We start from the raw sequence: 12,387 nt of genomic DNA, 5'->3' as shown, positions 1-12,387 counted from the left end.
GGTCTGAATGATCGATGCCGGAGGCTTATAGCGGATTTGATGAAGGAAATTGTGGTTATGGCAAGATCGGCTGTTTATCGTAAGCTTGCATATAGCGGAATTGCCGTCGCGATGTATGTCGGCATGAATTCAAGCGCCTTTGCGGCAGCCTGCCTAGGACCGGCAAATCTGACTTCCGTCGATGTCAGCGGATTTACGGCTAGCCCCGCCGTCCTGCTCGACATGTCCGATCCGTTGGTTCTGTCCTCGCGTGTTCGCGCGCTGGTCGGAAGCAGCAATGACGCGCTGTCGCCGGTGATCGACCAGGCCAAGAAGGCCAGTGCCTCACAGATGGCGGCGATCGGCTCCGGTCTCGGGCGGGCTGCAAACAGCTGCCAGGTGACGGATCCGCAATACAAGCTAGCGATCGAAAAGGCTGTTGCCGAGGCGGCGAGCGCCGATCCGAACCTGGCGCCGCTGCTTGCAGCCTTTGCAAAGGTCCTTGCCGAAGGCGGGACCGCGGCGCTCGGCCCGGGTGCAAGTGCCGCCGCCGCTTCCGGCATCGGCAATGACGGGCAAGTTGGACAAACGGGGCCTGGAGCGGACGATGGTACGCCGTTCGACGGCGCTGCGACGACTGCGGGTACGCTGAAGGTTTCGAATGCCGGCTCGGATGATTCATCGTCGACTTCAACGACGACGATCGTCAGCGCCGGAGCGGGAGGGCAGTCGTCTACCGATCCGACGGAGTCGACGAGTCAGAGTGTCCCGGTCATACAATAGCTGGAATTGCCCTTAGATCTTAGCGCTTGACGCCTTTGTTGGAGATCGAAATTGCTATCGCCAGATAAACTTACGCCGCGTATCGACCCCTCCCGCGATACCGGAAATGATGCTGATTTCATCGATTTCGACAAGCTCATCGCAATCGCCCGCCGACAGTGGCGGATGGTTGCGGCTTGCGGTTTCGCCTTTGCCATTCTCGGCATTGTGTATGTGTTGACTTCGGTGCCTGTCTACACCGCCGACACTAGCGTGCTGATCGACCGCAGCGATAGTCAGGTGATCAACCAGCTGGCGGCTTTCGGCCAGATGGACGATGACGAAGGCACTGTCCTCAGTCAGGTCGAGCTGTTGAAGTCCGACACCATCGCCTATGCTGTTGTCGACAAGCTGAAACTCGTCGACAATCCGGAGTTCATGGGACCGAAAAGCTCGCTTTTTTCTGTCTCAACGTTGAAATCCTTTATGAATTTTCGGTCGTGGTTTGCCGATGACGCAGCCGTAGCACCTAATCCGGAAATGAGGCGGCGAGGCGCTGCCGAGACTGTCGCAGGCAATATCGATGTCGAACGCGTCGGCCGCTCCTACGTCCTCGATGTCAGTTATACCGCGCAGTCGCCCGACCTAGCGCGTGATATCGCGGCTGGGATCGCCGACGTCTATCTGGTCGACAAGCTCAATTCGAAATACGAGGCGACGCGCCGGGCCGGCCAATGGCTGCAGGAGCGCATCGAAGAGCTCCGGCAGCAGGCGCTGGACACCGACCTTGCGGTTCAGAAATTCCGCGGCGAGCATGGGCTTGTCGAGGCCGGATCCGGTACGCTGATCAGCGAGCAGCAGCTTTCCGAGATCAATACCCAATTGATCAATGCGCAGGCCGAGACGGCAAAGGCCGAGGCAAGATATGCGCGCGTCAAGTCGATCATCGACGCCAAGCAGACCGATGCGATCGTCACGGACGTGCTCGACAGCTCCATTTCGAACGACCTGCGCAAGAAATATCTGGAGGCTTCCAAGCTCGAGACCGAAATCGAGGCGCGGCTCGGTCCCGATCACGTCCAGGCGGTTCGGCTTCGTGCGGAAATGGAAGAATATAAAAGGCTCATGTTCGATGAGTTGAACCGCATCGCCGAGAGCTACCAAAGCGAGCTGCAGGTCGCGAAATCGCGGGAAAACTCTTTGCGCGACAGTGTTACACAGGCGACGGGCGTGGCCGCAACGGCTGGCGAGACGCAGGTGCAGCTTCGCGAGCTCGAGCGCACGCGCGATACCTACAAGAATCTCTATCAGAGCTTCTTGACGCGCTACCAGGAAGCAATTCAACAGCAGAGCTTTCCGATTACCGCTGCGCGCATCATCACGACGGCGGAGACGCCGACGAAGCCGAGCGCTCCGAGGAGAGCTCTCGTCGTTGCTTTCGCGATGTTCGTGGGATGTGCATTTGGAAGTGGTATAGCTGCTTTCCGCGAATTCCGGGATCGGTTCTTCCGCACCGGCGATGATGTCCGGGACGTGCTCGATGTCGAGTCTCTCGGTGTCATGCCGCTGATTGAAAATAACGTCGACGATCCGACGCTTGTTGATCCCAGCAATCCGCGAAGCATCGCCAGGGGCGGGAAGACCACGACCTATGTCGAGGAGCATCCGCTCTCGGCCTTTGCCGAGACGCTTCGAAGCGCCAAGATTGCCATCGACCTCAGTGCTGCCGATCAGCGCTGCAAGGTCATTGGCGTCGTGTCGAGCTTGCCCGGCGAGGGGAAGTCGACGACATCCATCAATTTCGCAAAACTCCTGGCAATGCAGGGTGCGCGTTGCCTGCTTATCGACGGCGATATGCGCAATCCCGGCGCCACCCGGGCGATCGGCCGCCATGCCGAGGCCGGCTTGCTCGAGGCGATCGTCGACAGCCGTCCGCTCAAGGATCTGATTCTTCTCGATCCCAAAACCAAGCTCGCATTTTTGCCAACGGTGGCACGGTATCGTGTTCCGCATTCGTCGGAGCTGCTTGCGTCACGCGGCATGGATCAGCTTCTTGAAACGGCACGTCAAAGCTTCGATTATATTATCGTCGACCTGCCACCCTTGGCGCCGGTTGTGGACGCGCGCGCCATCAATTCGAAGCTCGATGCGGTGGTTTTCGTTATCGAGTGGGGAAAGACATCGCGCAAGGTCGTGCAATCGACCCTGCTGTCCGAGCCGGAACTCTATGCGAAATGCGTCGGTACTATCTTGACCAAGGTCGACCCGTCGCAGATGAAACTCTACCGGACATTCGGTTCGAGCGAATATTATTATAAGCGTTATTCGCGATACTATACCGAAAGCTGATGTTCCGCAGTCAGTCCGTTTCGATTACCAGGATCGCCTTCATTATCGTCACCGTCGTCTTGGTGGTGCTGGCCGGTCGAGAGCTCTACGCCTCGATAAGAACGGCCAGCATCTCGATCGTCGCCGAAAGGATCGAGCGTGGCGAGACCGTTGCGGATGATGTCGTGACCAAATATGCGTCGCGCAGTGTCGATGTCGTTGACGGACACTATTGTCGATCCGACATCGTGGCTGCTGGCGTAACCCTCGTTCTGGCGCAACTCGATCGGCAGAGTGTCAATCTCAATTACGACGGCTGGGCCGCTGCGGCCTCGAGTGCGCGCCAGTATCTGCGGCATGCGCTTTCGTGTATGCCGACGAACAGCAATTTTTGGCTTCGTCTTGCGGCCGTGCAGTCGACAATTGCGGAAGAGCCGGTCTCGATCGCGGGAATGATGAAGCGTTCGGTTGCGCTTGCGCCGTACGACCAGGTAATGATCCTGACGCGATTTTATTTCTGGAACGATTTCACCGATGCAACACTCGCCGCGGCAGAGCGCGCGCTCGATAGCGATCTCATGACCATGCTGAAACGGGGCGATCGTTGCAGGGTCAATGCCACGATAAGAGAGATCAGCCCACAGCTTCGCCCGATCTTCGATCGAAGCTGGACGAGCGTCGGAGAGGCCGCGACGGCGCGGTTCCGTCAGCGCTGCAGCAAGTAATCATCGAGGCTGGTTTATAGAAGTTCCAAGCTTTTGGCCGACAGGCTGAGCGGCTACGGCTCTTTCTCTTGGCCGAATTCAACTTGCATAAAACAACGCCCGCAGTCTGCGCGGCGGGCGTTGCTTTTTGATTGGCTACTGATGATCAGACTTCTGCGTCCGCGCCAGTGATGTTGAGTGTCAGAACGCCGGCGTCGGTGTGGCCTTCGCCGTCGGAGATCTTGTAGAACTGGATGGTTTCCGTGACCTGATCCCCCGGAGCGATATCTGCTGTCAGATCATAGGTGAATGATCCATCCGCTTTTACATGGAACGTACCATACGTACCGGCGACGTCGGTTGTTGCGCTCGGGTCGCCGTTTACGGTCGTGGTGCCGAATAGGCGGAGGAAGAGGTGGCCATTGTCGCCAGCAATGTCGTTGTCCAACGCGTTGCCGCTGATGGCGTCGCCTTCGGTGAAGCTGTAGTTGTCGTCGACAGCGATCGGCTTTACTTGGCTTACGCCCTGGATATTCAGGGTGAACAGGCCGACATCGGTGTGACCGGCACCATCAGAGATCTTGTACGAGACCTTCTCCTGGAGCAATTCACCATTGGTGAAGCCGACCTTGGCAGCGTCGCTCAGAACATAGGTGTAACTGCCGTCCGGCTTGACGAAGAAGGTGCCGTAATCGCCCTGGATCTCGGTGACCTGGCTGTTGCCTTGCTTGGAGCCAACGCCCTGCTGATCGAAGAAACGAAGGAACAAGTTCCCATCGGATGTATCGTTGGCCAGAAGATTTCCGGAAATAGCGTCGGTTTCCAGGAATGTTGCACTATCATCTGTTGCATGAATAGCCATTACTGTCTCTCCTCGAATTGTTCTTTGCTAGGTCAATTCTGACCTTTAGCGAGCTGGTCGATTAAGGATATCTTAATACAGAGAGTCAAGGTGCAATTACCAGCAAGTGAACATTTTCGGGTGTATTGTACAATAATGACACACCTGTAACACGCATAAGGCGATGAAACGCATGGTAATTATTACGTTAATAATAAGTGAGAATACCAAATGGTAGATTCGGACACCTGTTTCTTCAGAGGAGAAGAATGTTTATTCAGGGGCAATTTATAAGAATACCCGGAGGTGCTTATTCGCAGATGAGATGTTGATATAATCACTACGGGCTACAGCCTGAAATCTCAGTCTTGCTTCGGTTCCCGCACCGGCGTCTGCTTTTCGACGAAACTGATGTCATGATTTGTAACATTTGCTTATCAAGTAATGTTTCTCTCGAAACGCAATTTTCGTAAACTAATATGCGATGCGTGGAGAATAATATTATTTACACCAGAGATATTGGGTAGCATCGCACATAACTGTGCGACGCAATTTTTGTTGCAATGCAAAATATTCGATAAACGAAGATGTTTTGTGAAGAGCGTAAGAATTATCGCGAGATAGAACGCATTTTAGTGTTCCATTTTAGCAGGCAGAGAGAGGTCCGCGGGTAAAAGATTTTCCAGTATCTTTGGGAGATCACGGCGTGACCGTCTACTATGTAAATTCGGCAACAGGATCCAATCAGAACAGTGGGGTGAGCGAGCAGTCGGCTTTCGCGACACTTTCCGCTGTCGAATCCTTGAGGTTAAAGCCGGGTGACAGCGTGCTGCTTGCCGCCGGAAGCGTGTTTAACGAGCAATTCGACCTGAAATACTCCGGCACTGTCAGCTCTCCGATTACAATTGGCAGTTACGGCGTTGGCGATGTGCCAGTTATTCACAGTAGCAATGACGGCATCCACGGCTCGAAGGCTTCAAACATCATCGTGGAGAACATCAAGATTGCTGATACCGGCGGTGCGGCGATATATGCGGGAAATGTCTCCAACTGGACCGTCCGCAACGTCGAGGTCGAAAATACCGGACTTGCCGGCAAACCCGGTTCCGTCAATTTTCAGAGCAGCCAGAACATTACCATCGAGAACAGCAAGATTTCCGGGGTAAATGGAGACGGCATCTGGATGGATAAAGTGATTGGCGTTACCATCGTCAATAATCTGGTCATCAACAGCCAGGGCGCTGCGGCAGACGCCATTCAGTTGAACGACAGCAGCAATATCCTGATCAAGGGTAACCACCTAGAGCAGACTGAGACCAATAGCGCAAAGGGCGTCCTGGTGCTTGTTCGGGCTGTAAATGCAGCAGTCGAGGACAACACCGTGATCGGCGGCGGTTTCGGGATAGGTGCCAACGCGGGCACGAATATCGCCATCCACGACAACGACATCTCGGGATACGGCGGCTATAGTTGGTCCTACGGTATCGGCCTTGGCGATCAGGGCAATGCGACAAATTACGATATCAGTGGAAACTATATTCATGACGGCGTCTGGGGCGTGTCGATCAGCGCTGCAGGTTACCCAAGTTATACACGCACGGATATCGATATTCATGGTAATGTCTTTGACGACCTGTCGTCCTCGGCGCTGAAGGTCGACAGGCCTGCATCCGGCTCTTTCTATGATAATATCATCGACAGCGTGGTGTCGACCCTGACAATGCCGGTCGCAATTGCTCTCCAGAGCACCTTCTTGATCAACGACAATAAGACCCTGGAGCAAGCGCAGGCCGAACTCGACGCCACGAGTGGCAACACCCCGTCCAACAGTGAGACGCCTACCACGCCGGTTGTGGAGCCGCAGGTCGAACCGTCAACACCGACGCAGACAAGCGCTCCTCCGCCCGCGGCCGAAGCGCAGGTTCCGACCGCACCCACCGTCGCCGTTCCCAGGATTGTCGCAGCCCATGACAGCCTGAAAATCTCCACGGATACGGGCGGCGCCTATCATGGCAACCTCCTCGAAAACGATAGCGCAATCAATGGAACCGTGCTGCTCCGTCGCTTCGGTGACAGTGCAGTGGATAAGCATGGCCTGACGCTGACCGGGAAATACGGCGTCATCCACGTGGAGAGCGATGGTGATTACACCTATACGGTCGATGCGGTGAAAATCGCCGGTCTCAGCGGAAAGGTCAGTGAATCCTTCCAATATAAGATTTCTGACGGCGCTTCTCACATCGATACCGACTCGCTCGGCGTGTATATCAATGTGGACGCGTTCCATAGCAGCCAAGCGTCGCACCTGCTGGTTTGAAATCACGTCAAATTTAGAGAGCGCCGGCCCCGCTGTTCAAGACTTGAAAGCTTTATGTGAAGGGGTGTCGGCGGTCGAAGGCCGGGGAGATGCGGATAAAAAAATATTTCCGCCGTTCAAAGGAAAAATGAACTATAGATTGAATTTATAGTTAACGCCCCAGTAAACGTCGCGAATATGCGCGCAACACGTTCATCCCTCTGCGCCGTTGTTGGGCAATTTGCGATTTTCACTTGCTTAGGTTGGTATATTTAGCGTAGCGTCAAGTCAGAATCCCTGAAGCCGCTCGATATAAATTGGAATTTTGGTCACTTTTTGGTTGGATTCATGTAATAGGTCGTGGGCTTGCAAGCGGGTCCGGCGCCGGTGTCGGGGTCCAAGGCAGTCGTGTCATCGATCGGGTGTGATGGACCCGGAGCTAGAGTGCGCGGCGGCATATTTGCTTTCGTGCGATGCGGTAAGAGAGGGATTACTTCGTGTTTCAGAGTTCAGCAGCTGATGTCAGCGAGCCGTCCAAAGCATTGAGGAAATGCAAGGGGGGGCTTGTTTTCATTGGAATAGCAAGCGCGCTTATCAATATCCTATACCTTACAAGCTCATTTTTTATGCTTGAGGTGTATGACCGGGTCATTCCCAGCAAAAGCATACCTTCGCTGGCTGTCCTGGCAATACTTGCGTTAATGCTTTACGCCTTTCAAGGAGCATTCGAGGTTCTGCGAAGCAGGATGCTGGTGCGTGTTGCCGGAGCGCTTGACGAGATGGTGAACGGGCGCGTGTTCCGGGCGCTGATCAAGGCTCCGTTGAAGGTCAAAATCGGCGGCGACGGGCTTCAGCCGTTGCGCGACTTCGACCAGATCCGAACCTTCCTGTCCGGCATGGGCCCTACAGCGATGTTCGATCTGCCCTGGCTGCCGTTCTATATCGTGATCTGCTTTCTCTTTCATCCGGCGATCGGATATATCGCGATCGGTGGATCGCTGGTTCTCGCCATCCTGACGTTCCTGACAAATCAGGGAACGCGTACGCTCTCAAAAAAGCAGTCTGACTCCGCCAATATGCGAAATGCCTTCGCGCAGACCTCGATCCGCAACTCCGAGGTTATTCACGCCATGGGCATGGCGGGCACGATGGCCGAAATCTGGGACCGCAAGAACAGTGAATACCGGACCATCACCCGGCAGGCATCGGATGTCGGCAATGGATATGCGACCTTGTCGAAGATTTTCCGTATTGCGTTGCAATCGGGAACGCTCGCGACCGGCGCAATCCTGGTCATTCAAGGGCAGGCCTCTTCGGGGATTATCATCGCCGGCTCGATATTGACCTCTCGCGCCCTGGCGCCTGTCGAAGCGGCGATCGGAAATTGGCGTGGTTTCGTTTCTGCTCAGCAGAGCTGGGCGCGGCTTTCGAGCCTGCTGAAAACCATTCCTGAGATTCCAGCACCCCTTGCCCTCGCGGCTCCTACCAAGCAAGTCACTGTCGAAGGACTGGCGAGCGGGCCGCCGGCGGGTCAGCGCTTGGTCATTTCCGATGTCAGCTTCGGCCTGAGGGCGGGGAGCGCGCTTGGGGTCATTGGTTACAGTGCCTCGGGTAAGTCGTCCTTGGCACGGGCGATGATGGGCATCTGGCCGACCGTCAGAGGATCCATTCGCCTCGATGGCGCAGCACTCGACCAGTGGGACGGTGACGCACTTGGCCGGCATATCGGTTATCTGCCGCAGGATGTGGAGCTTTTCTCGGGGACTGTTGCCCAGAATATCTGCCGTTTCGCGAAGGAGATGTCGCCTGAGGCGGTGGTTGCCGCGGCGAGGGCGGCGCGTGTCCACGATCTGATTCTTCGTCTGCCGAACGGTTACGAAACCGAAATCGGCGAAGGCGGTGCTGCGCTTTCGGCTGGCCAGAGACAGCGTATCGCGCTTGCAAGAGCGCTTTACGGCGAACCATTCCTCGTCGTGCTCGATGAACCGAACTCCAATCTCGATGAAGAAGGCGAGCGGGCGCTGAGTGCTGCGATCATGAGCGTGCGGGCGCGGGGCGGCATTGTCGTTGTCATCGCGCATCGGTCCGGCGTTCTGGCGGTCTGCGACTTCGTGCTGATGATGCAGGACGGCCGCATGATCGCGTTCGGTCCCAAAGAGGAAGTTCTGGCGAGAGTCAGCAGGCCGGAAGCGGCGCGCACGCCGATCGCCGAGCGCGTGGCTCAGCTTAAAGTCGTGGTCGACGGCATGAATGCGGCCGAATAGGCCAGAGGGAAGATTGTGAGCAAGGTTATCAGTGAATCGAAACGCTCCCTCAATCGGCATGTTGCCGTTGTCGGTGTATTGTCGATAGCCCTCGTTTGCGGCATTGGCGGTTGGGCGGCGACGACAGAGCTTTCGAGCGCCGTCATCGGCGAGGGCGTGATCGTCGTCGACGGCGATGTCAAGAAGGTCCAGCACCTGACAGGTGGTATCGTGTCGGAACTGCTGGTCGCCGAAAACGACCATGTGACGGCAGGGCAGGTGCTGATACGGCTCGATGGGACGACGACAAGAGCGAACCTCTCGATTGTCGAAAGCACGCTCGCTCAGCTTTATGCGCGCCGCGCCCGTCTGAAGGCGGAGCGAATCGGCGCCGATTCGTTCGAGGTCGAGGAAAACATCAGCGATCTGACATCCAGCACCTCCGCAGAGAAGCTTCTCGATGGCGAGCAGAAGTTGTTCGACAGTCGCAGGACGGCACTTATCGGAATGAAGAGCCAGTTGGCATCGCGCAAGGACCAGCTGGGCGAGCAGGTAAAGGGGTTGGTCGTTCAGATCAACGCCACCAACGATGCCTTGGGCTTGATCGAACAAGAGCTTGAGGGCATTGATACGCTCTACAAGAAGGGGCTCGTCACGCTTCAGCGTTTGAACACACTCAAGCGTGCCCGCGCCGATCTCCAGGGCAACAGCGGCCAGGAAATCGCAGCAAAGGCAGAGGCCGAGGGTAAGGCAATCGAGATCGATCGCCAGTCAATCCAGCTGGATGAGGATCGTCGTTCGGAGATCGCCAAGGACCTGACCGACGTCGAGGCACAGATCGCCGAATATGAAGAGCGCCGCGGAACCGCAGTCGATCAGCTGCACCGTCTCGACATTACCGCGCCGCTAACTGGGCGAGTTCACGAACTTTCGGTTCACACCGTCAACGGTGTCATCGATCCCGGTCAGACGTTGATGCTCGTCGTTCCCGAAAATAACGAACTTACGGTCGAGGCGAAAGTCGCCACCCGCGATATTGACCAGGTTCACGTCGGCCAGTCCGTCGATGTGCGTTTCAGCGCTTTCGATCAACGCACGACGCCTGATGTGAGCGGTGAGATTACCTCGATCGCGCCCGATATCGTCAAGGATGAGCGCACGGGCATCAGCTACTATCCCCTGCGCGTCAAGCCGAAAGCTGAAAGCATTGCCAGGATGAAGACGATAAAGCTCTATCCCGGCATGCCGGCCGAGGTCTTCATCAAGATCGGCGATCGGACCGTCATATCCTATCTGACGAAGCCGCTGACCGATCAGATGCAGCACGTATTTCGCCAGGAGTGATTGGCGGCTGTTTCGCGTCGTTAATAGCCCCGACGTTTCAAAGCAGCCGTTGTCATCCGCCAGGATGGGGATTGGATGGTTTCGCATTGCTCGAACAGGCATGCGCGGCCATTTCACGAAATTGTCTCAAGCCTGCTGCAAGGTCTCCTCATGATATGTTTGCAGTTTTGGCGAGCGGTGCCGACTGAGAGGCGACCGGCCTATGGACTGGTTCTGTTTCTGGCGTGTCTGGTGATGCTTTCGGCGGTCAGGAACGGCTATGCCGATAGTCCCGTGCCGCTGAAAATAGTGGCCTTCGGAACATCCTTGACGGCGCGGGGAGGATGGCAGCCTGCCCTTGAGACAGAGCTTGCAGCCTGCCTGCAGAAGCCGGTGAAGGTCGAGAGCGTTGCAAAAAGCGGTGAAACGTCACTGTGGGCTCTGACCCAGATTGATCGCGTCGTTGCCGAGCAGCCGGATATCATCCTGATTGAGCTCTACGCCAATGATGCGACATTGCATCGGTTTGTGTCGCTTGCGCAAAGCCGAAAGAATATCGGCGACATTCTCGATCAGCTCCGGCAGCGCCTGCCGCAAGCGCGGATCATCGTCATGGCCATGAATCCGTTTTCCGGACTGCGTGGGCTGATCCGCCCCTTTGTCGACAATTACGTCTCGGCACATCAGGCGGAGGCGCAAAAACGTGGTCTGGAGTTTGTCGACCACCGGCCCAATTGGGAGCGTCTGACGCCGGATGATCTGGCCACGGCAATTCCTGATGGCGTGCATCCTCTGCCCGACACAGCCTCCAAAATCATCGCGCCTGAGCTCGTCAAACGTATCGCCGGCAACAATTGCGGAGAATGAAAATTCGCTCGTAAGCGTCAGAGGCTATGACAGCTCTCGGGGTCAGACTGCCGTAATATAGTTTTTCAGGTAGGTCACCAGTGAAGCCCGACCGGCTTCCGACGAATCTTCGTGAGATGGGCTATCCAGCTCTTCGAGCAGATAGTTCCGGAGATCGTCATCGGTGTGTGCGACATAGATGCCCGGCCGGCCCACGAGCTGGCTTACCGTGGCGAGCTGATGATCGTTTCTGTGCTCGCCGAGAGCCGCCTGCCGGGGAACGAGAATGATCGGCTTCCCAAAACGCTTGGCCGTAAGCACAGTGCCAATTCCCGCATGAGAGACGATGACACTTGCATCGCGAAAGACGTTATCAAAGTCTTTGGGCTCGATATTCTTGATCCATTTCATATTCTGTGGCGTGTAGGTGCCCTTGCCGATCTGCGCCAGAACCGGTTTCGACAGTTCGTTTGCGAAGGTGTCGACAGCCTTGACGAGGCGATCAAACGGCAGCTGCGTTCCGACGGTGACAAGGATCAAAGGACAGCTCCTGCGTAATGGGGGCCATCCGGCCTCGACAGATGTTGCCATTGCGTGAGCCAGAGCGTCGCAATATGGCCGGCCAATTTACCCGATAGGGACAGCTTCTCCACATTGGCGACGCTATCGATCCAGATCGTCCGCTTGCCCGTCAATTTGCCGGCCAGCAGGCAAAAAAGGCCGGGTGCGGCACCAGTCGAGATGATGACGTCGGGCCTGTGCTTGATGACGATGGAGAAGGCGGTGAAAAAGCACCGGATCGACATGGTAATCGAGTCGCGGCTGCAATCGGGAAGCACTAGTCCGCCCCGAATGTCGTATTTTGCAAGCAGTCCCGGGATGGTCGTTGCAAAGACAATATCGCAGCCATCGAATGCGCCGCGCATGGCCATCAGCTGTTCCCAGTGGCCGCCTCCCGACGAGGCAGCGAGAACCTTCAATTTTTTCTCAGTCATAAACAGGCATCTCCTATATTTGACCGATGGATAAGGGCGAAAACCGTTCTGTTCGAACAGCGATTGGGTC

10 protein-coding genes are annotated in these 12,387 nt (G+C 56.2%); 7 read left to right on the top strand and 3 right to left on the bottom strand.

Annotated features, from left to right (window positions below):
* Positions 1 to 57: 57 nt before the first annotated feature.
* From HX898_RS15610 to HX898_RS15600, 3 genes are read left to right on the top strand one after another with little or no spacing between them, the layout of a single operon-like run.
* Positions 58 to 762 carry a sugar transporter gene (locus HX898_RS15610; protein WP_138386831.1) on the top strand — a complete coding sequence of 235 codons (705 nt, stop codon included), beginning with the start codon at positions 58 to 60 and terminating at the stop codon, positions 760 to 762.
* A 51-nt stretch (positions 763 to 813) separates the two neighbouring features.
* Positions 814 to 3,090 (top strand): polysaccharide biosynthesis tyrosine autokinase, encoded by a 2,277-nt coding sequence (locus HX898_RS15605; RefSeq protein ID WP_062943561.1) that lies wholly within the window; start codon positions 814 to 816, stop codon positions 3,088 to 3,090.
* A complete protein-coding gene (locus HX898_RS15600) occupies positions 3,090 to 3,794 on the top strand; it encodes a hypothetical protein (RefSeq protein WP_138330264.1) in 705 nt (234 codons plus the stop codon). Before HX898_RS15605 ends, HX898_RS15600 begins: the two co-directional genes overlap by 1 nt.
* A gap of 145 nt (positions 3,795 to 3,939) precedes the next feature.
* On the opposite strand, the gene HX898_RS15595 is transcribed toward HX898_RS15600, so the two are convergent.
* The gene (locus HX898_RS15595) at positions 3,940 to 4,635 is read right to left on the bottom strand and encodes an Ig-like domain-containing protein (protein WP_025395616.1); all 696 of its coding nucleotides are present in this window, start codon (positions 4,633 to 4,635) and stop codon (positions 3,940 to 3,942) included.
* 685 nt (positions 4,636 to 5,320) lie between these two features.
* On the opposite strand from HX898_RS15595, the gene HX898_RS15590 reads away from it, so the two are divergent.
* The 4 genes from HX898_RS15590 to HX898_RS15575 all read left to right on the top strand — a co-directional run bounded on the left by HX898_RS15590 (position 5,321) and on the right by HX898_RS15575 (position 11,343).
* Complete coding sequence (locus HX898_RS15590; RefSeq protein ID WP_348649453.1) at positions 5,321 to 6,931, top strand: right-handed parallel beta-helix repeat-containing protein; 1,611 nt, start codon at positions 5,321 to 5,323, stop codon at positions 6,929 to 6,931.
* A gap of 476 nt (positions 6,932 to 7,407) precedes the next feature.
* Positions 7,408 to 9,174, top strand: coding sequence for a type I secretion system permease/ATPase (locus HX898_RS15585; protein WP_138330266.1), 1,767 nt, complete (start codon positions 7,408 to 7,410; stop codon positions 9,172 to 9,174).
* Between the two features lie 15 nt (positions 9,175 to 9,189).
* Positions 9,190 to 10,497, top strand: a complete 1,308-nt coding sequence (locus HX898_RS15580) for an HlyD family type I secretion periplasmic adaptor subunit (protein ID WP_171598505.1) — start codon at positions 9,190 to 9,192, stop codon at positions 10,495 to 10,497.
* A 150-nt stretch (positions 10,498 to 10,647) separates the two neighbouring features.
* Positions 10,648 to 11,343 (top strand): SGNH/GDSL hydrolase family protein, encoded by a 696-nt coding sequence (locus tag HX898_RS15575; RefSeq protein WP_180195176.1) that lies wholly within the window; start codon positions 10,648 to 10,650, stop codon positions 11,341 to 11,343.
* A gap of 42 nt (positions 11,344 to 11,385) precedes the next feature.
* Here the strand turns inward: HX898_RS15575 and HX898_RS15570 are convergent, their stop codons facing one another.
* Both HX898_RS15570 and HX898_RS15565 read right to left on the bottom strand, forming a co-directional pair.
* Positions 11,386 to 11,862 carry a glycosyltransferase gene (locus HX898_RS15570; RefSeq protein ID WP_017961662.1) on the bottom strand — a complete coding sequence of 159 codons (477 nt, stop codon included), beginning with the start codon at positions 11,860 to 11,862 and terminating at the stop codon, positions 11,386 to 11,388.
* Entirely contained in the window at positions 11,859 to 12,317 is a 459-nt protein-coding gene (locus HX898_RS15565; protein ID WP_129421574.1) for a glucuronosyltransferase, read from the bottom strand. The genes HX898_RS15570 and HX898_RS15565 overlap by 4 nt, the downstream gene beginning before the upstream one ends.
* Positions 12,318 to 12,387 lie beyond the last annotated feature (70 nt).

It is taken from the genome of Rhizobium sp. WYCCWR 11128 (assembly GCF_013416305.1).
Taxonomy (GTDB): Bacteria; Pseudomonadota; Alphaproteobacteria; order Rhizobiales; family Rhizobiaceae; genus Rhizobium; species Rhizobium indicum.
This window is presented reverse-complemented; position numbering and strand designations above follow the sequence as displayed.

Coding starts and splice junctions, on each gene's coding strand:
- HX898_RS15575 (WP_180195176.1), top strand. CDS start 10,648: ATGATATGTTTGCAGTTTTGGCGAGCGGTGCCGACTGAGAGGCGACCG.
- HX898_RS15565 (WP_129421574.1), bottom strand. CDS start 12,317: ATGACTGAGAAAAAATTGAAGGTTCTCGCTGCCTCGTCGGGAGGCGGC.
- HX898_RS15610 (WP_138386831.1), top strand. CDS start 58: ATGGCAAGATCGGCTGTTTATCGTAAGCTTGCATATAGCGGAATTGCC.
- HX898_RS15600 (WP_138330264.1), top strand. CDS start 3,090: ATGTTCCGCAGTCAGTCCGTTTCGATTACCAGGATCGCCTTCATTATC.
- HX898_RS15595 (WP_025395616.1), bottom strand. CDS start 4,635: ATGGCTATTCATGCAACAGATGATAGTGCAACATTCCTGGAAACCGAC.